This window comes from Streptomyces sp. NPDC005302, from assembly GCF_040607345.1.
GTDB lineage: Bacteria > Actinomycetota > Actinomycetes > Streptomycetales > Streptomycetaceae > Streptomyces.
The window spans coordinates 37,743-60,430 of record NZ_JBEXGN010000002.1 but is presented as its reverse complement, the minus strand read 5'-3'; the positions used below and the strand labels follow the sequence as shown (position 1 = coordinate 60,430).

Sequence of the window (22,688 nt, the reverse complement as noted above, 5' to 3'; positions counted from 1 at the left end):
CGCGGCGGACGGGCCCGGTCCGAGGAGCAGCACGCTCCTCGGACCGGGCCCTCGGTCCGTCCGGAGCCTCCTCGTCGGCCGGAGGGACCGGCGCCCGGCCCACCGAACAGGCCCGCTCGCCGGGCGGGGACACCGGGAAGCGCCCTGCCCGCCCGGTGTGCGTCACGCTGGGTGACGGGCCCCGCGATGAACGGCCACGCGGGAGTCGGCGCGGAGTCGTAGGCTGGATAGCCCCGGCCCGTCCCACGTGTCGGGCGCCTCGCGTTGCCCACTCCCCGGGATGGAAGCCCTTCATGAGCCTGCACGGTCTGCTCGACGCCGTCGTCAAGGACGCCGCCCTCACGGAAGCGGTGAAGGCCGCCACCGACGGCAACCGGATGCACGTCGACCTGGTCGGCCCGCCCGCCGCGCGGCCCTTCGCGATCGCCGCGCTGGCCCGGGAGGCAGGGCGCCCCGTCCTCGCCGTGACCGCGACGGGCCGGGAGGCCGAGGACCTGGCCGCCGCCCTGCGCTCCCTGCTCCCCCCGGAGGGCGTCGTCGACTACCCCTCGTGGGAGACGCTGCCGCACGAGCGGCTCTCACCCCGGTCGGACACCGTCGGCCGCCGCCTCGCGGTGCTGCGCCGGCTCGCGCACCCCCGCCCCGACGACCCGGAGACCGGCCCCGTGTCCGTCGTCGTCGCGCCCGTCCGCTCGGTGCTCCAGCCGCAGGTGCAGGGCCTCGGCGACCTGGAGCCCGTCATCCTGCGCACCGGCCGCACCGCCGACCTCGGCGAGACCGTCGAGGCGCTGGCGGCAGCCGCGTACTCCCGAGTCGAACTCGTCGAGAAGCGCGGCGAGTTCGCCGTCCGCGGCGGCATCCTGGACGTCTTCCCGCCCACCGAGGAACACCCCCTGCGCGTGGAGTTCTGGGGCGACGACATCGAAGAGATCCGCTACTTCAAGATCGCCGACCAGCGGTCCCTGGAGGTCGCCGAACACGGCCTGTGGGCGCCGCCCTGCCGCGAACTGCTGCTCACCGAGGACGTCCGGCGACGGGCCGCGGAACTCGCCGAGGCCCACCCGGAGCTGGGCGCCCTCCTCGGCAAGATCGCCGAGGGCATCGCCGTGGAGGGCATGGAGTCCCTCGCCCCCGTCCTCGTCGACGACATGGAGCTGCTGCTCGACGTCCTGCCCAAGGGCTCGATGGCCGTCGTCTGCGACCCCGAGCGGGTACGCACCCGCGCCGCGGACCTCGTGGCCACCTCGCAGGAGTTCCTCCAGGCGTCCTGGGCGGCCACCGCCGGGGGCGGCGAGGCACCCATCGACGTCGGCGCCGCCTCGCTGCGGTCCATCGCCGACGTACGGGAGCGGGCGCGCGAGCTGGACATGATGTGGTGGTCGGTGTCGCCGTTCTCCGCCGACGGGGAACTCGCCGACTTCGCCCCGGGCGCGGCGGGAGACACCCTCAAGCTGGGCATGCACGCCACCGAGACCTACCGCGGCGACACCGCCCGCGCGCTCGCCGACACCAAGGGCTGGCTGGCCGAGGGCTGGCGCGCCGTCTACGTCACCGAGGCGCAGGGACCGGCCGCCCGCACCGCCGAGGTGCTCGGCGGCGAGGGCATCGCCGCCCGCCTGGACATCGACCTCACCGAGATCGGCCCCTCGGTCGTGCACGTGTCGTGCGGCTCCATCGACTACGGGTTCGTGGACCCGGCGCTGCGGCTCGCCGTGCTGACGGAGACCGACCTGTCCGGCCAGAAGGCGGCCGGCAAGGACGGCGCCCGCATGCCGGCCCGCCGCCGCAAGACGATCGACCCGCTGACCCTGGAGGCCGGCGACTACATCGTCCACGAACAGCACGGTGTCGGCCGCTACATCGAGATGGTGCAGCGCACCGTCCAGGGCGCCACCCGCGAGTACCTGGTGGTGGAGTACGCCCCCGCCAAGCGCGGCCAGCCCGGCGACCGTCTCTACATCCCCACCGACCAGCTGGAGCAGATCACCAAGTACGTCGGCGGCGAGGCCCCGACCCTGCACCGCCTCGGCGGCGCCGACTGGACCAAGACCAAGGCGCGCGCCAAGAAGGCCGTCAAGGAGATCGCCGCCGACCTCATCAAGCTGTACTCGGCGCGGATGGCCGCCCCCGGGCACGCGTTCGGCACCGACACCCCCTGGCAGCGCGAGCTGGAGGACGCCTTCCCGTACGTGGAGACGCCCGACCAGCTCACCACGATCGCCGAGGTCAAGGACGACATGGAGAAGACGGTCCCGATGGACCGCCTGATCTGCGGCGACGTCGGCTACGGCAAGACGGAGATCGCGGTCCGCGCCGCGTTCAAGGCGGTCCAGGACGGCAAGCAGGTGGCGGTCCTGGTGCCGACGACCCTGCTGGTCCAGCAGCACTTCGGCACGTTCTCCGAGCGCTACTCGCAGTTCCCGGTCAATGTCCGCGCATTGTCCCGCTTCCAGACCGACACCGAGGCGAAGGCGACCCTGGAAGGGCTGCGCGAGGGCTCGGTGGACGTCGTGATCGGCACCCACCGCCTGTTCTCCTCGGAGACCAAGTTCAAGGACCTGGGGCTGGTCATCGTCGACGAGGAGCAGCGCTTCGGCGTCGAGCACAAGGAGCAGCTCAAGAAGCTCCGCGCCAACGTCGACGTCCTGACGATGTCCGCGACCCCGATCCCGCGCACCCTGGAGATGGCGGTCACCGGCATCCGCGAGATGTCGACGATCACCACCCCGCCGGAGGAGCGGCACCCCGTGCTGACCTTCGTCGGCCCGTACGAGGAGAAGCAGATCGGCGCGGCGATCCGCCGTGAACTGCTGCGTGAGGGACAGGTCTTCTACATCCACAACCGCGTCGAGTCCATCGACCGCGCGGCGGCCCGGCTGCGCGAGATCGTGCCCGAGGCGCGGATCGCGACGGCCCACGGCCAGATGTCGGAGCAGGCCCTGGAGCAGGTGGTCGTCGACTTCTGGGAGAAGAAGTTCGACGTGCTCGTCTCCACGACGATCGTCGAGTCGGGCATCGACATCTCGAACGCGAACACGCTGATCGTGGAGCGCGGCGACAACTTCGGTCTCTCGCAGCTGCACCAGCTGCGCGGCCGTGTCGGCCGTGGCCGCGAGCGCGGCTACGCCTACTTCCTGTACCCGCCGGAGAAGCCGCTGACCGAGACGGCGCACGAGCGGCTCGCGACGATCGCCCAGCACACCGAGATGGGCGCGGGCATGTACGTGGCGATGAAGGACCTGGAGATCCGCGGCGCGGGCAACCTGCTCGGCGGTGAGCAGTCCGGCCACATCGCGGGCGTGGGCTTCGACCTGTACGTCCGCATGGTCGGCGAGGCCGTCGCGGACTACCGCGCCGCGCTGGACGGCGGGGTGGAGGAGGAGCCGCTGCTGGAGGTCAAGGTCGAGCTGCCGGTCGACGCGCACGTCCCGCACGACTACGCGCCGGGCGAGCGGCTGCGCCTGCAGGCGTACCGGTCCATCGCCTCCGCGAACACCGAGGAGGACGTCAAGGCCGTACGCGAGGAACTCGTCGACCGGTACGGCAAGTTGCCCGAGCCGGTTGAGAACCTGCTCCTCGTCGCGGGACTGCGGATGCTGGCGCGGAGCTGCGAGGTCGGGGAGATCGTCCTCCAGGGCAACAACATCCGCTTCGCGCCGGTGGAGTTGAGGGAGTCCCAGGAGCTGCGTCTTCAGCGCCTCTACCCGGGGACGGTCATCAAGCCGGCCGCCCGCCAGCTCTTGGTGCCCCGCCCGAAGACGGCGAGGGTGGGCGGGAAGCCGCTGGTCGGCCGCGAACTCCTCGGCTGGACCGGCGAGTTCCTCGCCACGATCCTCGGGTCGTAGCCCGGCACGGGTGGCGGGAGCGCGCGGCCGGCGGTCTCCGACGGCGGGGCTCCCGCCACCCGTCGGCCCCGGGCCCGTCGGTCTCGCGGCCGGTTCAGGGCTGCGAGGGGCGGAACAGCATGCCCGCCAGGGCGTGGAACACCTCGTCGGGGTCCCGGTCGCCCATCGGGCCGTCCAGGTTGTGGCTGAGCAGGAGCGTGGCGAAACCGTGGGCGAGTGACCAGGCCGCGACGCCGGCGAGCCCGGCGTCGTCCCCCCGGCCCTCGGCGGGGATCGCGGAGACGGCGGCGCGCAGCCGCTCGCCCGCGAGGGTCCTGGCCGCCGTCAGCTCCAGGTCGTTCCCACGGAGCAGCTCCGGGGAGAACATGACCTGGAAATGGGCGGGATGCTCCCGCGCGAAGCGGACGTAGCGCACGCCCGCGTCCCGCAGGTCTCCGGCCGCGTCGAGCGCCGCCGCCAGCAGCGCGTAGCCCTCCGCCGCGATCGCCGTGAGCAGCCCGGTGCGGTTCTTGAAATGGTGCGCGGGGGCGGCGTGCGAGACGCCCGCGCGGCGCGCCAGGTCGCGCAGGCTGAGCGCGGCGGGCCCCTCGGCGGCGATGACGTCGAGCGCGGCGCCGAGGATGGCGCGCCGCAGGTCCCCGTGGTGGTACGGGCGCGCGGAGTCGCTGGGCGGGGCGGGATTCATGGGCAGAAGCGTACGCGGAATCTAGTCATTGACAAGTTGTGGCGCGGTCGGGCAATCTTGTCGGTGTCAAGTTGTGGAGCGTGTCGTCACGTGACAAGGGGTGCGGTCATGTCGGGGAACGTCAGCGGGATCGGCGGGGCGGATCGCTCCGGGGGGAGCGCCGGGGGCGGCGCGGTGGCCGCGGCGGAGGGGAGTGCCGGCCCGGGCGGGGTCGAGCCGGGCCAGGTGCGCCGGCTGTGGCACCTGCTGGAGCCCCTGCACGCGGTGCTCTACTACGCGCCGGAGAGCTTCGAGGAGGCGGCCGCGCTCGGGTTCGGGACCGAGGAGCGCTGGCCCAGCTACTTCCCTTACCGCGCGGCTCCGTTGGGCCCCGTCGGGACGGAGCGGGTGGCCTCCGCCTTCTACAGCTTCAGCCCCCGCATGGTCGACGAACACGTCGGGCCGGCCTGGCGGACGGCGAGTCCGCAGGAGGTGCTCGCCGCACGGGAGCGAGCCGTCGACCGGGCCTACCGCGCCCTGCTGGGTGACGGTGTCGCCGGGCCCGTCATGGTCGAGGCGGCGGCTCTCGCCCGGCGCGCGGCCGAGGCGGCCGGCACGGAGGGGCGGCCGCTCGCCGCGGCCAACGCCGCGTTGGACTGGCCCGAGGCCCCGCACCTCCAGCTGTGGCACGCGGCGACGATCCTGCGCGAACACCGCGGCGACGGCCATCTCGCGGCCCTGCTGGTCGCCGGTCTCGATCCGGTCGAGTCCCTCGTCTCGTTCGCCGCGATAGGCGCGGCCTCGGTGGAGCGCTTCGAGAGCCGTGGCTGGAGCCCGCGGGAATGGACCGCGGGCCGGGAGCGGCTCGCGGCTCGCGGCCTGGTGGACGGAAAGGGCGCCGCGACCGACGCGGGCCGCGCGCTGCGCCGCCGGGTCGAGGACCGCACCGACCAACTGGCCGCCGGGCCATGGCAGTCGATCGGTCCGGACGCCGTCGAGCGTCTCGCGTCGGCGCTGGGCGAGTTCTGGGTGGCCGTCATCGGCTCGGGGCTGCTGCCCTCGGAGACGACGCTGGGGATAGGAAAGGTGTGAGACGTGTGGGCCACCCGGGGGCCCGTGCCGCGCACGGGCCATGACGGCGCCGGCCCCACCCGGTGGGACACCGTGGTGGGGCGGGACGTGCGAGGCGCGGGAGGCGGGTCGGGGCCACCGGCCGGTTCACGCCGGACGTGGGATCACTGACCTGTCGGCGTCCTGTGAGACACCGTCACCTCGGAGCGCGGCGGACTGTGGAGGTCGTCGGTGCCCGGGTGGACACCGCTCCGGATATGGCTGTCCGGGCCGGTCAAGACCGATCAAGGCCGGTCGCGGTCACGGTCCATACCCATCGCGCCTTCGGCCTTGCCCTGCGCGTCGTCGACCTTGTCCGTGTACTTGTCGCCGGTCTTCTTGTTGACCTGCTTCTCCGCGGCGTCGGACACGTCCTTCGCCTTGTCCTGCGCCGCGCGGTTGCTCTTGAACCTGTCGAAGATGCCCATCCAGAGCTCCTTCCGGGGGTGACTCACCACCGACGATACGCCGGGCGTGCGCCAATTGCCCGTTGGGTCGGGTATGACCCGGGAGTAGGCCCCGATAGGTTGGGCAGAGGGGAAGCACGTCCGGGCGGGGCGGACCCGGGGTGGCGAAGGGGAGGGCGTTTGTCGTGCGTATGAGGGGTGGGGCGGCTGCTGCCGCTGCGGTGCTGATCGTGCTCGGTGCCGGGGTCAGCGGCTGCAAGGAGGACGCCATCGGTTCCGCGGGACCGGAGGAGACGGCGGGCGGCGGCGGTGGCGGTGGCGGCGGAGCCGCGCTCTCCGCGGTGGACTCGCTGACCGTCAAGGGGCGCGCCCCCAAGACCGGTTACAGCCGGGAGCGGTTCGGTACGGCCTGGGCCGACACCGACTCGAACCGGTGCGACACCCGCGACGACATCCTCAAGCGGGACCTCAAGGACGTGAAGTTCAGCGACGGCAAGTGCAGGGTGTCGCACGGAGTCCTCGAACCGGACCCCTACGGCGGCAAGGACGTCACCTTCACGCGCGGGCGCAGCCTGGTCGACATCGACCACCTCGTCGCCCTCTCGGACGCCTGGCAGAAGGGCGCCAAGTACTGGGACGCGAGCAAGCGGATAGCGATGGCCAACGACCCGCTCAACCTCGCTGCGGTCGGCGCGAGCGCCAACCGCAGCAAGGGCGACGGCGACACGGCGACCTGGCTCCCGCCGAACAAGAACTACCGCTGCACGTACGTCGCGGGGCAGGTGGCCGTGAAGAAGAAGTACGGGCTGTGGGTCACCGGCTCCGAGAAGGCCGCGATGAAGAAGGTCCTGTCCGGCTGTCCCGGCCAGAAGCTCCCCTCGGGCGGCAACCCGACCGACGCCCCGAAGAGGTTCACCGCGAACTAGCCGTCGCGCCGGACGCCGCCCCGGGTGCGCCCCGGCCGGGTGCAGGGCAGGCTGCCGCACCTGGTGTCCGGGCCGGTCAGCTGCCGAGCTTGTCGATGTCGAGGACGGTGCCCGTCGGCTTGGCGGCGGGCACCGGCTTGTCGTAGTCGCCGAAGGTGATCGTGCCCGGGTCCTTGGCGGAGGTGCTGTCGACCCGCAGCAGGTACGGCTTGCCCTTCGTGGCGACGTACAGGGTGTACCGGTCCTTGCCGTCCTTCTCGTGCAGGATGATCGCCTCGGTCCCGTCGACCGTGGTCGTCCTGCCGCGCGTGGCATTGGAGTTCACGTCCTCCGCGCCGGCGAGCACCGAGTCGAGGTCGCAGAAGCCCGCGATGTCCTTGGCGTCGGCGCCGGTCGCGGACATCTTGGTCCACTTGCCTGCCAGCATGTTCACGACCGCGTCCGTGTCGGCCTTGGAGTCGCCCTTGCCCTGGGCGCGCAGGAACGCCTCGTCGTACTTCATGTAGACGGTGTCGCCGGTCTTGATGAGGTCGGCCTTGCCCTGGCCGCCCATGCCCAGCGTGCCGGCGCAGTCGCCCTTCTTGCTGAGGGCCATGTCGATACGGATGGTGCCGCCGTCCTCGTCGTCGGGCACGTCGCCCTTCATCCGGAGTGAGGCGGCGCCGTCGGTGGCCTTCACGGCCCGGTCGGCGATCTCGCCCCCGGACAGACCGGCGAACGGACCCTTCGGCTTGCTGTCCGCCTTGGTCTCGCCGGACAGGCAACCGGTGAGACCGGCGGTGGCCGCGGCGGCGAGGCAGAGAGCGGCAAGTGCGGTGCGACGCATAAGAGTTCCTTGGCGTGGTGTGGGTGGCGCTGTCGGCAAAGGCAGGGGCGACCGGATCACTCCGGCGGCCTGTCCGTTCGATGGGTCAATAACAGCAGAGCCTGTGAACTGAGTCAACACGGTTCACGGAAGAGGTTGTGTACACGCCTGTGAAGGGGTAGATCTTGCATGCGCCGGTATGCTCGGCGTCACACACCGATAACACCGAAACACCGGAACAACGGGACTGCGGTGCGGGGGCGACGACGGGCCACCGGGGTCACAGGGGGCGCCGACCAGAACGAGGGGAGCCGGGCGGGTGCAGCACAACGCGACAGAGGTGACCGCCGCCGGAATCGCACGGCTCGCCGGGGTCGGACGCGCGGCCGTCAGCAACTGGCGCCGCCGCCACGCCGACTTCCCCAAACCGGTCGGCGGCACCGAGGCCAGCCCCTCCTTCGCCCTCACCGATGTCGAGGCCTGGCTACGCGACCAGGGAAAACTCGCCGAGGTCCCGCTCCGCGAACGCGTCTGGCAACAACTCGCCGGTCACCCCGCGGGCCCCGTCGCCGCCCTGGTCCACGCGGGCTGCGTGCTCCTGCTCATCCACGACCGCCCCACCGACTGGCTCGAACTGAGCGCGGGCTCCGACGAACGGCTCGCCGCGCTGCTGCCCGCCGCCCTCGACCAGGTGATCACCCCGAGGTTCGGCCCCCCGCGCGAACGCGCTGTGAACACCCCGGCCGGCCCGGAGCTGCTCACCTCCGCCCCCCTGCTGCGCGGCGCGGCCGAACTGGCCGCCGAGCTGGGCGCGCGGCAGACGTACGAGTTCCTGCTGGGACGCCACCTCGACGCCAACCCCCGTCAGTACACGCTCACTCCGGCCGGCCTCGCCACGCTGATGGCGGAACTCGCGGGACCGGCGCGCACCGCGCTCGACCCGGCGTGCGGCACCGGCGCCCTGCTGCGCGCCGTGGCCGCCCGCCCCGGACAGGAGCTGTTCGGGCAGGACAGCGCGCCCGAGCTCGCGGCGCTCTCCGCGCTGCGGCTGGCGCTCCAGGGCAAGGCCGCCGTGCGCACCGCCGCCGGGGACAGTCTCCGCGCGGACGCGCACCCCGACCTGCGCGCCGACGTCGTGCTGTGCCACCCGCCGTTCAACGAACGCAACTGGGGACACGACGAACTCGCCTACGACGCCCGCTGGGAGTACGGCTTCCCGGCCCGTACGGAGTCCGAACTGGCGTGGGTGCAGCACGCGCTGGCGCACCTCAAGGACGGCGGCACCGCCGTCGTCCTCATGCCGCCCGCCGCCGCCTCGCGCCGCTCGGGCCGCCGTATCCGCGCCGACCTGCTGCGCCGGGGCGCCCTGCGGGCCGTGATCGCGCTGCCGATCGGCGCGGCACCCCCGTACAACATCCCCCTGCACGTCTGGGTGCTGCGCCGGCCCGAGAAGGCGCCCGCGCAGCCCGAGTTGCTGCTCGTGGACACAGGGGCGGCCGCCGGAGAGGGCCGTACCTTCGACTGGGCCGCCGTGCGCGGTGCGGTGCTCGACGCCTGGCGGCCCTTCGAGCGCGCGGGCAGCGCGCGCGAGGAGCCCGGGTTCAGCCGTTCGGTGCCGGTCATCGAACTCCTCGACGACGACGTGGACCTGGCGCCGGCCCGCCATCTGCCGCCGGCCGCGGCGGGAGGCGGCTCCGAGCGGCTCGCGAGCGTGCGCGAGGACCTCGGTGACACCCTGCGGCTCGCCGCCGGCCTCACGCCCCCCGAGGCGCTGCACACGCCCGCCGTGCGCTGGCCGCTCATCACCGTCGGCGAACTCGCGCGCGGGGGAGCCCTTCTGCTGCGTACGGGCGGGAGCAGCGCCCCCGCGCGCGCGAGGGTGCTCACCGACCACGACGTGCTCGCCGGGACCGCCGCCTCCGGCAGTCTTCCCGAGGGCGACGAGGAGACCGTGCTGGTCGAGGCGGGCGATGTCGTGGTCCCCGTGCTCGGGGGCGGATCCGTCGCGCGCGTGGTCGACGCGGAGACGGCGGGGGCGGTGCTGGGACGCAACCTCACGCTGCTGCGCCCCGACCGGGCCGCGCTGGACCCGTGGTTCCTGGCGGGCTTCCTGCGCGGCACCGCCAACAACCGGCAGGCCAGCAGCTACGCGTCCACCGCCACCCGGCTCGACGTACGGCGGCTGCACCTGCCGCGGCTGCCCCTGGAGGACCAGCTCCGCTACGGCGAACGCTTCCGCGCCCTCGCCGAGTTCGAGGACGCGCTGCGGCGCGCGGGCCGACTCGGGGAGCAGCTCGTACGCGGCATGTACGACGGCCTGACGGACGGGACGGTCGCCCCCGACTGACCCGCGCGGGCGACGGCGCGGCCGTCCCCGGCGGGCGGAACGACGGGTTCCCGCACGGGCTCGCCGAGAGCGCCGGAGCACGTGAAGTGATCAGCGCGACAACGGTTCGGTACAACCCGGGACCGGTTGTCCTTGTCGGCCTATACGCTCGGACTTCCAACTCGTACGTCCGTCCCCATCAGGCCTCCAGGAGCAGCCATGCACGGCCACGGCTACGCGCCGCCTCCGCCGAAGCGCCCCCCGACCGGGCTGCTGGTCGTGCTGCGCGTGATCTTCGGAGCGCTGCCGCTCCTGAGCATCGGCTTCCTGGCGTGGGGGTCCACGCTGCGCGTCGCGCTGGTGACCCGCCGGGCCGTGGACTGGTGGATCTTCCTCGGGTCGCTTCTGGCGATGGGGATCAGCTTCGCGTACCTCAGCACCGACCACACCGACGACTTCAGCAGCCCGAACGGCAACGTCGGGATGATCATCCTGCTGCTCAACGCGGCGGCCTGCACCGGGTACTTCCTGTTCGCGGACATCCGCCACTACAACCGGCTCACCCCGGCCGGCTACCCGGTGCCGCTCCACCAGGCCCCGCACCCCGGCCCGCACTACGGCTACCCGCAGACCGCCGGCACCCCATCGCCGTACGGGACGCCGGTCCCGCACCAGCAGGCGCCCGTGGCGCAGCCGCCCGTCGTGCCGCCTCCGCCGCAGCGGCCCGCGCCCGTGCGGATCGACCAGGTGCGTGCCGAGCTCGACGAGCTCAGTGACTACCTCCGCAAGCGCGACGGCCGCACCGACGGCGGGGACGGCAGGTGAGCGTGGCGACGGGCCGGGTGATCGCCGACCGCTACGAACTGTCCACGCTCATCGGCCAGGGCGGCATGGGCCAGGTCTGGACGGCCTACGACCAGCGCCTGGACCGGCGGGTCGCGGTCAAGCTGCTGCGCCCGGACAAGGTGGCGGGCCAGGAGGCCGACGAGCTGCGCCGCCGTTTCGTGCGCGAGTGCCGGGTGACCGCGCAGGTCGACCACCCCGGGCTGGTCACGGTCCACGACGCGGGCAGCGTGGGCGAGGAGCTGTTCCTCGTCATGCAGTACGTCGACGGGGCGGACCTCTCCGACCACCTCGCCGAGCACGACCCCTACCCGTGGCAGTGGGCCGTCGCGGTCGCCGCCCAGCTGTGCGCGGTGCTGAGCGCGGTGCACGCGGTGCCGATCGTGCACCGCGACCTCAAGCCGCGGAACGTGATGGTCAAGCAGGACGGCACGGTCACCGTCCTCGACCTGGGCGTCGCCTCCGTCATGGACACCGACACCACGCGTCTGACGCACACCGGCTCGCCCATCGGCAGCCCCGCGTACATGGCTCCCGAGCAGGCGATGGGCGGCGCGGTCGGCCCGTACACCGATCTGTACGCGCTCGGTGTGCTGCTGCACGAACTGCTCAGCGGGGACGTGCCGTTCTCCGGTTCGACCGCGCTCGGCGTGCTGCACCGCCACCTGTACGAGCCGCCGCTGCCGGTGCGCAGGCTGCGCCCCGAGGTGCCGCCCGCGCTGGAGGACCTGGTGCTGCGCCTGCTGTCCAAGGACCCGCAGCACCGCCCGGGTTCGGCGCAGGAGACGTACGAGCAGCTCCTTCCGCTGCTGCCGGCGCGCGGCATGCCCACCGGCGCGCCGCTGGATCCCACGCGGCCGTTCCTGCGCCCGCACGCCCCCTGGCCGGACCGGGCGCGGACACCCGCGTCCCAGCCGCAGGCCGCGCCCGCGGTGGAGAAGCCCGACGTGGCGGGTGCCGTGGACGAGGTGAAGCGGCTGCTCGGCGAGGGCCGCATCACGCAGGCGGTGGACATCCTCGGCTCGATCCTTCCGGCGGCCGCCGCCGAGCACGGCGAGCACTCTCCCGTGGTGCGCACCCTGCGCAAGCAGTACGCGGCCACGCTCATGGACGACGGCCAGTACCGCCGCGCCCTGCCCGAACTGCGGCGTCTCGCGGACGAACGCGCCTCCGAGGCGGGCCACGCCGACCCGCAGTCGCTGCGCTTCCGCTACGACGCGGCCCAGTGCCTGGAGCAGCTCGGCGAACCCGCCGCGGCCCTGGCGGAGTACCGCGCGCTGCTCCCGTACTACGAGAACCAGTACGTCGCGGGGGACCCGGAGATCGCCCTCGAAGTGCGCCGCAGGATGGGCCACTTGCTGCTCGCGCTCGGGGACCGGGCCGCCGCCCACGACACGCTGGCCCGGCTCCTGCACGACGTGGACAGGCTGCGGGGGCCCGGGCACCCGATGGCGGGGGAGATCCGCCGCACGCTCCAGTGGCTCGGGCAGGTACGGGGCTGAGCGGGCCCGTACACCGGCGGCTTTGCGCCACCTTGGCCGAAGTTTGTGATGATCCGGATGCGGGGTTTCCCTGCCGGAGGGGCCGCGCCGGGTAGGTTGCGATCTTCCGTGCGCCACGCGCGCGTGCGCGGCCGCCGTCCGGCCGCGCCGCGCGGCCGTGCGACCCACGCACCCGGCACACCGCGGCGGCCCCACGGCCGTACCCGTCGTGCCGCTCGAACCGTCTTGCCGGCCGCACCGGTCGACTCAGTTGAACCATGGGGTGGGAACTTTCATGTCCAGTCATCGGCATTCCAAGAGGCGCAGATACGTGGCCTGGGCCGCGGCCGGTGCCGCGGTCGTCGCCGGAGCGGGGATCGCCGCGCAGACCTCGATGGCCGCGACCACGTGGCCCGCGCAGCGCACCTTCACCGGCCGCGCGTTCGACGCCTGCGCCGCGCCCTCGCTGTCCGCGATGAAGGCGTGGCACACCGGCTTCTACGGAGCCGCCGCCGTCTACGTGGGCGGCAGGAACCGCGGCTGCGCGCAGCCCAACCTGACCGCCTCCTGGGTGAAGTCGGTCAGCGCGCTCGGCTGGAAACTGGTCCCCCTGTACGTCGGCGCGCAGCCGTCCTGCCAGACCGGGAGCAGCCCCGAGAAGATGACCGCCTCGACGGCCGCCTCGCTCGGCGCGAGCGACGGCGCGGACGCGGTCGCCAAGGCCTCGGCCCTCGGCATGAAGGCCGGCAGCCCGATCTACCTCGACATGGAGTCGTACGACGTCACGAACAAGGCGTGCAACGACGCCGTGCTGACGTACGTGCGGGCCTTCGACAAGACCCTGCACGCCAAGACCTACCGCACCGGCTACTACGGGTTCACCAGCTCCAGCGCCAAGGCGATCGCGACCGCGAGCGACAAGACGGACCTGCCGGGCAACCTCTGGTACGCGCTGTGGGACAAGAACAACACCACGACGGCCGACTGGCCGTGGGCTTCGACGCAGTTCACCAACCACAGCCGCGCGCACCAGTACATGGTCAACAGCAAGGAGACGCGCGGCGCCTACACGATCACCGTGGACCGGGACGCGTGGGACGCGCCCGTCGCGATCACGGGCTGATCGCGATGTGAGGTGCGGCGGTGCCCGAAGTCGTCGTGAATCGTTGGTCGAATGGCTGGCCGGGAGGCGAGCCACTGCCTACCATCGATCACCGCAAGACTTTGTGCACCGCCGCACAATCTCCTCGGGAGGCTTCCTTGCACCGCCGCCGTCGCACCGCGCTCGTTCTCTCCGCCGCGATCGTCGCCGCGGCCCCCCTGCTCACCGGTTGCGGCAGTGACGCCCATCCGGGCGCGGCCGCGGTCGTCGGAGGCCAGCGGATCACCGTCGCGCAGCTGGAGAGCCGGGTGAACGAGGTGCGTTCGGCGCAGCGCGCCGCCACCAAGGACGAGGCGCAGTACGAGCAGGCCATCGCCAAGACCGGCACGCTCACCCGCGACACCCTGCACGGCATGGTCCTGGACCGGGTCCTCGACCGCGCGGCGAAGAACGAGGGGGTGAGCGTGACCCGCAAGGACTCGCAGCAGATGCGGTCCGCCCTCGAACAGCAGGCGGGCGGCTCGAAGGCCCTGGAGACGGCCTGGCTGCAGAACTACGGGGTCGCGCCCAAGCGTCTCGACGACAGCCTGCGCACCGAGATCGAGGCGCAGAAACTCGCCTCCGCGCTCGGCGCCGACATGAACACCACCGCCGGCAAGGCCGTCTTCTGGAAGGCGATGTCCACCGCCTCGAAGCAGCTCCACGTCGACCTGAACCCGCGCTACGGCGCCTGGGACGTCCAGAAGAGCAGCCGGGTCGACGCGAAGACCCCGTGGCTGCGCGAGGTCACGTCGGCGGGGACCCAGCAGACGACGTGATCCGCGCGGGGGCCGGCACCGGTCCCCGGCAGGCCTGTGGACAACTTCCGGGGCCGTCGGCGGCGTGGGTTACGTTCGAGGGGTGAACGCAACCAGCAGCTCCGAGGGCGGCCCCACCGCCACCGACCCCGGCCGTATCGTCCTGCTCACCACCAGCCACCGCGTCGCTCCCGGACTGCTGTCGTGGCCCGCCTGGCAGGCGCTGCACGGCGCGGACCGGGTGCTGTGCGCCGACGGCGCGCATCCCCAGGTGCCGTATCTGCGCGAGGCGGGAATCACCGTGGAGGAGGTGTCCCCGGCCGCCGAGGACCTGGTCGACGCCTGCGCGGGCGGCCGGTCCCTGGTCGTCGTCGCCACCGGAGAGGGCGAGCCCCGGCTCACCGACGGCCTGGCCCGGCTGGCCGGCTCCGGCCGGGTGCACATGCCGGACCTGGAGCTGCTCCCCGCCTCGTACGACCTGCCGGGCGCCCGTCTCCTCGACCTGGTGCAGGTGATGGACCGCATTCGCCTCGAATGCCCCTGGTCGTCCCGCCAGACCCACAAGGGCCTCGCGAAGTACGGCATTGAGGAGGCGTACGAACTCGTCGAGGCCATCGAGGACGGCGACCGGGACGAGCTGCGTGAGGAGCTGGGCGACGTGCTGCTCCAGGTCGTCTTCCACGCCCGCATCGCCGAGGAGGACCAGGACGAGCCCTTCTCGATCGACGACGTCGCGGGCGGCATCGTCGCCAAGCTGATCCACCGCCACCCCCATGTCTTCGGCGACGCGACGGCGACGACGCCCGAGGAGGTCAAGGAGCACTGGCTGCGCACCAAGGCCGAGGAGAAGCGGCGCACCTCCGTCACCGACGGCGTGCCGCTAGGCCAGCCGGGCCTGGCCTTGGCGGCGAAGCTGTCGTCCCGGGTGCGCACGGCGGGCCTCGGCGTGCCGCTCCCCGTGGGCGAGGGCGTGGGGTACGAGTTGCTGGCCCTGGCGGCGCGGGCCGAGGCCGGGGGAGTGGACCCGGAGGCGGCGCTGCGGGCGGCGGCCCGTGCGTACCGGGACGCGATCCTCGCGCGGGAGCGGGCGGCGGCCCCGGTGGAGGAGCAGAAGGAGGAGGAGGAAGAAGAGGAGCAGGAGGAGGAGCAGGAGGAGGAGCAGGAAGACGCCTGACGGGAGCGGGGGTTCAGGGTCCCGGGGCGCGTCCCGTCGGGTTGTGCCAGTTCGGCCGCGGGCGGTCGAGGAGCCACTCGGCCGAGCCCAGCGGGCGGGTTGCGCCGGTCGGCGGCAGCAGGTCGTGGAAGAGCCGGCCGTCCGGTGTGCCGAGGGTGGGCAGGGTGTCGGCGACCGCCTCGACGAGGTCGGGCGGCCCCGCGAGGTAGACGTCGTGCCGGGTCCAGCCCGCCCGGTTGCCCAGCGCGGTCAGCAGCCGTTCGGTCGCCTGGGCCTTGGGGCGGCCGGGCGCGGGGGTGATGTGGGTGACGCTGAGCCGGGGAAGCCGGGCCCGCAGGCGGTCCACGGAGGGCTGGTCGTAGAGGTACGCGATGTCGCGGGCGACGAGGAACAGGCGGGCCTCGTGGGCGGGTTCGAGCTGTTCCAGCAGGGCCTTCACCGGCGCCCAGCCGGTGCCGGCGGCGATGAGGGTCAGCGGCCGGTCCGCCGGGGTCCGCAGGGTGAGGTCGCCCCCGGGTGCGCCGAGCCGCAGGACGTCGCCCACGCGGGTCTGGCGGACCAGAGCGGTGGAGAGCACTCCGCCCTCGACGCGGCTGATGTGCAGGTCGAGGGTGCGGTCGGGCCGGGGCGCGTTGGCGAGGGAGTAGGGGCGCCAGATGCCCGGCAGATGCGGCATGTTGACGCTGACGTACTGGCCGGCGGCGTGGGTGAGGCGCTGCCGTGGCCGCAGGGTGAGGACCACGAGGTCGTCGCCGTGCCGGGTGCGGGCGACGATCTCCGCGTCCCACCAGCCGGGCTCGCCCTGGTGCTGGGCCTCCCAGGCGCCCTGGAGCATGATGTTCGCGATCGCCCCGTACGCCTCCGACCAGGCCTTCTCGGCCTCGCCGCTCCAGGCCGATCCGGCGACGGCCGCGAAGGCCGCGATCAGACTCGCGCCCACCGCCGCGTAGTGGTCCGGCTGGGCCAGGTACTTGCGGTGGTCCCGCCCGAGATCGCGTAAGTAGGTGGGCAGTTCGGGGTCCTGGAGCCGGTCCATGACGAAGGTGAGCGCCGCGAACAGCCGGTCCCGCTGCCGCTCCATGTCCTCCGGGAAGTCCGTCGGAAACAGCTCGCGGAGTTCCGGGTTGTGCCGGAACAGGTGCGCGTAGAAGTACTTGACGGCGAACTCGGCCCGCCGCTCCACGACCGCGAAGCTGGACTTGAGTATGTCGGGGTCCACTGCGTGAATGTGGGAGCTGCCGAGCAGCCGAGTCAAACAGCCTCCGATGTGCGGACAGCCCAGGGCGAACCGGACGAGTGTTTGCCCGCTCCCGCGCGCTGCCCCCAGGGACGGGCCCGCCCCTGCGTGCCGGCCTCCGGCGGATACCGTCGGGGAGTGACCGAGCACGAGACCTCCGCGAGCCCCGCCCCCGAACTCTTCACCTGGGAGTTCGCCACCGACCCCTACCCCGCGTACGCCTGGCTCAGGGAGCACGCGCCGGTGCACCGGACGCGGCTGCCCAGCGGGGTGGAGGCCTGGCTCGTCACGCGGTACGTCGACGCCCGGCTCGCCCTCGCCGACCAGCGGCTCTCCAAGAACCCCGCGCACCACGACGAGTCCGCGCACGCGAAGGGCAGGACGGGGATCCCGGGGGAGCGCAAGGCCGAGCTGATGACGCATCTGCTGAACATCGACCCGCCGGACCACACGCGGCTGCGCCGGCTCGTCAGCAAGGCGTTCACGCCCCGGCGCGTCGCCGAATTCTCCGCGCGGGTGCAGGAGTTGACGGACGACCTCATCGGACGGTTCGCGGAGAAGGGGTCGGCGGACCTCATCCACGAGTTCGCGTTCCCGCTCCCCATCTACGCCATCTGCGACATGCTCGGTGTCCCCCGCGAGGACCAGGACGACTTCCGGGACTGGGCGGGGATGATGATCAGGCACGGCGGCGGTCCGCGGGGCGGGGTCGCCCGGTCCGTCAAGAAGATGCGCGGCTATCTCGCCGAGCTGATCCACCGCAAGCGCGAGGCGCTCTCCGCCGAGCCGGCGCCCGGCGAGGACCTCATCTCCGGACTGATCCGCGCCTCCGACGAGGGCGAGCACCTCACGGAGAACGAGGCCGCCGCGATGGCCTTCATCCTGCTCTTCGCGGGGTTCGAGACCACGGTCAATCTGATCGGGAACGGGCTGTACGCCCTGCTGACCCACCCCGAGCAGCGGGACCGCCTCCAGGCCTCCCTCGCGGCCGGGGAGAGCGGCCTGCTGGAGACGGGGGTGGAGGAACTCCTGCGTTACGACGGGCTCGTGGAGCTGGCCACCTGGCGGTTCGCGACCGAGGACGTGCGGATCGGCGGTCAGGACATCGCCGCCGGCGACCCCGTGCTCGTCGTCCTCGCGGCGGCGGACCGCGACCCCGAGCGTTTCGAGCAGCCGGACACCCTCGATCTCTCCCGGCGTGACAATCAGCACCTCGGCTACGGCCACGGCATCCACTACTGCCTGGGCGCGCCGCTCGCCCGCCTGGAGGGGCAGACCGCGCTCGCCACCCTCCTCACCCGGCTCCCCGACCTCCGACTCGCCGGAGATTCGGCCGATTTGCGGTGGCGTGGCGGGCTCATTATGCGTGGTTTGCGGACGCTTCCTGTGGAGTTCACCCCGGTCGGATAGTCCGGAACCGGTTCATCCGGGGCGCCGGGCCGCCGCGTCGACGGGGCATCCCCGGGTACCGGGAGGGCATCCCGCGGACCGTCTCGGAGGGTGCCGTCAACTGACACGCCGTCATATCTGTGATCTTCACGTGATCTGCGCTGCATCGACTTGTGACAAGCGTTCGAGTCCATATACGTTCACCCATCAATGCGGCCCCGGCGATCGTCACTTCGCCGTAGGTGCCGTAGTCACCCCGTTGTCACGCGAAAGGCTTCCGCATGCTCTCCGGGAACGGCCGTCACCGGCGCCCCCGTCAGGCCCCGGCCCTCATCGTCGCCGCGGGAGTGGCCGGATCGGCCATCGCGATCCCGCTCCTCGGGGCATCGAGCGCGAGCGCGGCCGACGGGACCACCTGGGACCGGGTGGCCGAGTGCGAGAGCGGCGGCGCGTGGAGCGCCGACAACGGCAACGGGTACTACGGCGGGCTCCAGCTGACCCAGGACAACTGGGAGAAGTACGGCGGCCGTGAGTACGCCCAGAGCCCCGACCAGGCCAGCCGCTCGCAGCAGATAGCCGTCGCCGAGAAGGTGCTCGACGACCAGGGCCTCGTCGCCTGGCCGACCTGCGGCCCGCTCTCCGGGCTCAGCAAGACCTCGGCCGAGGTCGATGTCGACACGGGCATGGGTGACGACACGAGCGACTCCGGTTCGAGCGGCCTGTCCACGTCGCCCAGTTCCTCCCCTTCCACCGAATCGTCCAGATCGTCGGATTCATCCGGTTCGAGTGAAACCGCCTCGCCGGGAGTGACCGAGAACACCGCGAAGTCCGCCGACTCGCAGGACGGGGACGGCTCGGACAGCTCGGACAAGGCGACGGCCGACGAGTCCGAGTCGGGCAAGTCGGACAAGTCCGGCCGGAGCGGCACCTCTTCGGAGCCCTCCGACGACGCGTCCGCCACGCCCGGGCGGCACCGCGGCGGCAGCGCCGACGAGGACGCGAAGGGCGCCGCCACCGACAGCCGCGCCGACAGCGCGTCCGGACGGCACGCCTCGCGCGGCTCGGACGACGCGCGCGACGCCGGCGACGACACCTATGTCGTGCGCGCCGGTGACAGCCTCTGGACGATCGCCGACGACCTTGACGTCACGGGCGGATGGGCCGACCTGTACGCCGCGAACGAGAAGACCGTGGGCATCGATCCGAACCTCATCCTCCCCGGTCAGAGCCTTGCTGTTGATAGCGAAACGGTGCAAAAGTAGCGGGAGTTCGCGTCATGGTTCGCTGGGGAATGTCCGGTTTGGTGCGAGTGAGACATGAGTCTCAGAAGCCCTGATCGTCTTTGAAAATCAGGCGATCGACTGCTTACGGTCGTGACCGCTCGCCACAGCGGGCCCCGACGGTCGCAACGCCGAATCCTGCCAGCGGCCGTACGGGAACAGTCGTCGCGTCAAGCGCCGTAGGCAGGAGCGGGGGACCCAAGGTAAGTGCCGCGACCGGGAGTTGAGAGACCCCCGGGGACGGCTTGGGGTAAAGCCGCGCGCTGTGGTTCCGAGACGGGACCGGGGACGTGCGGCCGGGCAACTCAACCGGCCCGAACCCGACAGCTCACCTCGCAGGCGTCGGTGAGGGGATCACTCGATGCTGTTTTCCAGCAAGGGCAAGCACCGCCGCCCGAACAAGGCCACTCGTGTCGCCACGCTCGCCGGTGTCACCGGTGTCGCCATCGCCGCCCCGCTGATGGCCGCGGGCAACGCCTCCGCCGCGACCGGCTCCGAATGGGACGCCGTCGCCCAGTGCGAGGCCGGCGGCAACTGGTCGATCAACACCGGCAACGGTTACTACGGCGGCCTGCAGTTCTCGTCCTCCACCTGGGCCGCGTACGGCGGTACCGCCTACGCCTCCACCGCCGACCAGGCCTCGAAGTCGCAGCAGATCGCCGTCGGCGAGAAGGTCCTCGCCGCGCAGGGCAAGGGTGCCTGGCCGACCTGCGGCACCGGCCTGTCGAGCGCCGCGTACAGCGGTGGCAGCTCCACCCCCTCGACCCCGTCGGCCCCGTCGACCTCCTCCGGCTCCTCGGCGTCCACCGGCTCCGACACCCGTACGTCGGAGCAGCCCGCCTCCCGTTCGCAGGAGCGCCCGGCCGCCAAGAAGACCGTCACCACCCCGACCGGCAAGAAGGTCAAGAAGGGTGACGGCGAGTACAAGGTCGTCAAGGGCGACACCCTCAGCGCGATCGCCGAGAAGAAGCACGTCAAGGGCGGCTGGCAGAAGCTGTTCAAGCTGAACCACGACATCGTGGACGACGCCGACTTCATCTTCCCCGGCCAGCAGCTGCACCTGCACTGAGTGAGGCCGCACACCGGCCGGACGTGGTCGCCCTCGGCGGACGGCGACCACGACCCGGCCCCGCGGCTCCGCCCGGCTGCGGGACGACCCCTCGCGGACCCGGCCTCCGGGTCCGATCCCCACCGAGGGTCCCCGTCCCCACGGACTCCCCGCTCCGGCGCGTGTTCCCCCGTACGCGCCGGGGCGGGGTTTTTCCTTTCTTTTTTGTTCCGATCGGGAACAATATGTACCCCGAGTTCTGCCCAAGGGATGGTCGATCGGCTGGCCGATCCCCTCGGGCCGGTTAGGCTCGTCCCGCAGGACTAGCCAAGCCCTGCGTATTCGCGTCACATCCCAGAAGGAGATGCTCGTGCCGTCCATCGACGTCGTCGTAGCCCGGGAAATCCTGGACTCCCGAGGCAACCCCACGGTCGAGGTCGAGGTCGGCCTCGACGACGGCAGCACGGGTCGTGCCGCCGTTCCGTCCGGCGCCTCCACCGGTGCCTTCGAGGCCATCGAGCTCCGTGACGGTGACCCCAACCGTTACGGGGGCAAGGGTGTCGAGAAGGCCGTCCTCGCCGTCATCGAGCAGATCGGCCCGGAGCTCGTCGGCTACGACGCCACCGAGCAGCGCCTGATCGACCAGGCCATGTTCGACCTGGACGCCACCGACAACAAGGGCTCGCTCGGCGCCAACGCGATCCTCGGCGTCTCGCTCGCCGTCGCGCACGCCGCCTCCGAGGCGTCCGACCTGCCGCTCTTCCGCTACCTGGGCGGCCCGAACGCGCACCTGCTGCCCGTTCCGATGATGAACATCCTGAACGGCGGGTCGCACGCCGACTCGAACGTGGACATCCAGGAGTTCATGATCGCCCCGATCGGCGCGGAGTCCTTCTCCGAGGCCCTGCGCTGGGGCGCCGAGGTCTACCACACGCTCAAGAAGGTGCTGAAGACCAAGGGCCTGTCGACCGGTCTCGGCGACGAGGGCGGCTTCGCCCCGAACCTGGAGTCCAACCGCGCCGCCCTCGACCTCATCGTCGAGGCCATCAAGCAGGCCGGTTACATCCCCGGTGAGCAGATCGGTCTCGCGCTCGACGTCGCCGCGTCCGAGTTCTACAAGGACGGCAAGTACGAGTTCGAGGGCAAGTCCCGCTCGGCCGCCGAGATGACGGAGTACTACGAGGAGCTCGTCTCCGCGTACCCGCTCGTCTCCATCGAGGACCCGCTGTACGAGGACGACTGGGCCGGCTGGAAGGTCATCACCGACAGGCTGGGCGACAAGGTCCAGATCGTCGGCGACGACCTCTTCGTCACCAACCCGGAGCGCCTGGCCCGCGGCATCGAGGAGGGCTCCGCGAACGCCCTGCTCGTCAAGGTCAACCAGATCGGTTCGCTGACCGAGACCCTGGACGCCGTCGAGCTGGCCCAGCGCAACGGCTTCAAGTGCATGATGTCCCACCGCTCCGGCGAGACCGAGGACGTCACCATCGCCGACCTCGCGGTCGCCGTGAACTGCGGCCAGATCAAGACCGGCGCCCCGGCCCGCTCGGACCGTGTCGCCAAGTACAACCAGCTGCTGCGCATCGAGGAGATCCTCGACGACGCCGCGGTGTACGCCGGCCGCAGCGCGTTCCCCCGCTTCAAGGGCTGAGCACCGCCCGCCCGCTTGGGCAGCGTCGTACGTACGTCCCCGTACTCGGTCCCGTACCGTGTGCGGGGACGTACGCACGTGACGGGCCCGCACCACGGCGGGCCGGTACTGGGGAGGCGGGACTCATGGCCGTGAAGGACCGGGACCGGTTCTCCACCTCGACCAGGCTCAAGCTGCTCGGTGAGCAGACGGCGGCCCGGGTCTACCGCTCCCAGACCAAACGGCAGGCCCGCCGCTCCCGGCTCACCGGCCGGGCCGCGCTCCTCGCGCTCGTCCTGTGCTCCCTGATCGTCGCGCTCGCGTACCCCATGCGGCAGTACGTCTCCCAGCGTGCCGAGGTCGCCGACCTGGAGCACCGGCAGGAGCAGGCCCGTCAACGGGTCGAGCAGCTGCGCGACCTGAAGGCGCGCTGGCAGGACGACGCGTACGCCGAGCAGCAGATCCGGCAGCGGCTGCACTACGTGATGCCCGGCGAGACCGGCTACGTCGTGGTCGACCCGGACGCGGCGAAGCAGGCCCGCGCCGGCCAGGGCGCCGCCGACCGCCCCTGGTACACCAACGTCTGGGACGGCGTCGACAAGTCCGACGCCGCCGACCAGTGAC

At 72.1% G+C, this 22,688-nt stretch carries 18 protein-coding genes and 1 riboswitch; of the genes, 14 read left to right on the top strand and 4 right to left on the bottom strand.

Going from position 1 to position 22,688, the window contains the following annotated elements; translation table 11 throughout:
• The first annotated feature begins 293 nt into the window (after nt 1-293).
• Nucleotides 294-3,845, top strand: coding sequence for a transcription-repair coupling factor (gene mfd / locus ABZT74_RS02660; RefSeq protein ID WP_356433090.1), 3,552 nt, complete (start codon nt 294-296; stop codon nt 3,843-3,845).
• Nucleotides 3,846-3,939: 94 nt separating this feature from the next.
• On the opposite strand, the gene ABZT74_RS02655 is transcribed toward mfd, so the two are convergent.
• Entirely contained in the window at nt 3,940-4,530 is a 591-nt protein-coding gene (locus ABZT74_RS02655; protein WP_356433088.1) for a TetR/AcrR family transcriptional regulator, read from the bottom strand.
• 108 nt (nt 4,531-4,638) lie between these two features.
• Here ABZT74_RS02655 and ABZT74_RS02650 point away from each other — a divergent pair, with 108 nt between their 5' ends.
• The gene (locus ABZT74_RS02650) at nt 4,639-5,601 is read left to right on the top strand and encodes a hypothetical protein (RefSeq protein WP_356433086.1); all 963 of its coding nucleotides are present in this window, start codon (nt 4,639-4,641) and stop codon (nt 5,599-5,601) included.
• A gap of 263 nt (nt 5,602-5,864) precedes the next feature.
• On the opposite strand, the gene ABZT74_RS02645 is transcribed toward ABZT74_RS02650, so the two are convergent.
• Nucleotides 5,865-6,047, bottom strand: a complete 183-nt coding sequence (locus tag ABZT74_RS02645) for an Rv0909 family putative TA system antitoxin (protein ID WP_356433084.1) — start codon at nt 6,045-6,047, stop codon at nt 5,865-5,867.
• Nucleotides 6,048-6,217: 170 nt separating this feature from the next.
• Between ABZT74_RS02645 and ABZT74_RS02640 the strand changes: the two genes are divergently transcribed.
• Complete coding sequence (locus tag ABZT74_RS02640) at nt 6,218-6,952, top strand: HNH endonuclease family protein (protein ID WP_356433376.1); 735 nt, start codon at nt 6,218-6,220, stop codon at nt 6,950-6,952.
• Between the two features lie 76 nt (nt 6,953-7,028).
• Here the strand turns inward: ABZT74_RS02640 and ABZT74_RS02635 are convergent, their stop codons facing one another.
• A complete protein-coding gene (locus tag ABZT74_RS02635) occupies nt 7,029-7,778 on the bottom strand; it encodes a hypothetical protein (RefSeq protein WP_356172275.1) in 750 nt (249 codons plus the stop codon).
• Nucleotides 7,779-8,076: 298 nt separating this feature from the next.
• On the opposite strand from ABZT74_RS02635, the gene ABZT74_RS02630 reads away from it, so the two are divergent.
• From ABZT74_RS02630 to ABZT74_RS02605, 6 genes are all read left to right on the top strand, one after another.
• Nucleotides 8,077-10,104: an N-6 DNA methylase gene (locus ABZT74_RS02630; protein WP_356433082.1), complete on the top strand. Its 2,028-nt coding sequence runs from the start codon at nt 8,077-8,079 to the stop codon at nt 10,102-10,104.
• 198 nt (nt 10,105-10,302) lie between these two features.
• On the top strand, nt 10,303-10,908 hold the full coding sequence (locus ABZT74_RS02625) for a hypothetical protein (RefSeq protein WP_356433080.1): 606 nt from the start codon (nt 10,303-10,305) through the stop codon (nt 10,906-10,908).
• A gap of 38 nt (nt 10,909-10,946) precedes the next feature.
• Nucleotides 10,947-12,428, top strand: a complete 1,482-nt coding sequence (locus ABZT74_RS02620) for a serine/threonine-protein kinase (protein WP_355872522.1) — start codon at nt 10,947-10,949, stop codon at nt 12,426-12,428.
• A 274-nt stretch (nt 12,429-12,702) separates the two neighbouring features.
• Nucleotides 12,703-13,530 carry a glycoside hydrolase domain-containing protein gene (locus ABZT74_RS02615; RefSeq protein ID WP_355872329.1) on the top strand — a complete coding sequence of 276 codons (828 nt, stop codon included), beginning with the start codon at nt 12,703-12,705 and terminating at the stop codon, nt 13,528-13,530.
• Nucleotides 13,531-13,667: 137 nt separating this feature from the next.
• Complete coding sequence (locus ABZT74_RS02610; RefSeq protein ID WP_356172267.1) at nt 13,668-14,327, top strand: SurA N-terminal domain-containing protein; 660 nt, start codon at nt 13,668-13,670, stop codon at nt 14,325-14,327.
• Between the two features lie 82 nt (nt 14,328-14,409).
• The gene (locus ABZT74_RS02605; protein ID WP_356172265.1) at nt 14,410-15,480 is read left to right on the top strand and encodes a nucleoside triphosphate pyrophosphohydrolase; all 1,071 of its coding nucleotides are present in this window, start codon (nt 14,410-14,412) and stop codon (nt 15,478-15,480) included.
• A gap of 13 nt (nt 15,481-15,493) precedes the next feature.
• Here the strand turns inward: ABZT74_RS02605 and ABZT74_RS02600 are convergent, their stop codons facing one another.
• A complete protein-coding gene (locus tag ABZT74_RS02600) occupies nt 15,494-16,699 on the bottom strand; it encodes a globin domain-containing protein (protein WP_356172262.1) in 1,206 nt (401 codons plus the stop codon).
• Nucleotides 16,700-16,855: 156 nt separating this feature from the next.
• On the opposite strand from ABZT74_RS02600, the gene ABZT74_RS02595 reads away from it, so the two are divergent.
• The 5 genes from ABZT74_RS02595 to ABZT74_RS02575 all read left to right on the top strand — a co-directional run bounded on the left by ABZT74_RS02595 (nt 16,856) and on the right by ABZT74_RS02575 (nt 22,687).
• A complete protein-coding gene (locus tag ABZT74_RS02595) occupies nt 16,856-18,127 on the top strand; it encodes a cytochrome P450 (RefSeq protein ID WP_356433078.1) in 1,272 nt (423 codons plus the stop codon).
• 260 nt (nt 18,128-18,387) lie between these two features.
• On the top strand, nt 18,388-19,368 hold the full coding sequence (locus ABZT74_RS02590; RefSeq protein WP_356433076.1) for a transglycosylase family protein: 981 nt from the start codon (nt 18,388-18,390) through the stop codon (nt 19,366-19,368).
• Nucleotides 19,369-19,551: 183 nt separating this feature from the next.
• A riboswitch (cyclic di-AMP (ydaO/yuaA leader) is annotated at nt 19,552-19,743 on the top strand.
• A 4-nt stretch (nt 19,744-19,747) separates the two neighbouring features.
• Nucleotides 19,748-20,455 carry a transglycosylase family protein gene (locus ABZT74_RS02585; protein WP_356433074.1) on the top strand — a complete coding sequence of 236 codons (708 nt, stop codon included), beginning with the start codon at nt 19,748-19,750 and terminating at the stop codon, nt 20,453-20,455.
• Nucleotides 20,456-20,798: 343 nt separating this feature from the next.
• Entirely contained in the window at nt 20,799-22,085 is a 1,287-nt protein-coding gene (gene eno, locus ABZT74_RS02580; RefSeq protein ID WP_355872310.1) for a phosphopyruvate hydratase, read from the top strand.
• A gap of 125 nt (nt 22,086-22,210) precedes the next feature.
• Entirely contained in the window at nt 22,211-22,687 is a 477-nt protein-coding gene (locus ABZT74_RS02575; RefSeq protein ID WP_356172253.1) for a septum formation initiator family protein, read from the top strand.
• Nucleotide 22,688: the final 1 nt, after the last annotated feature.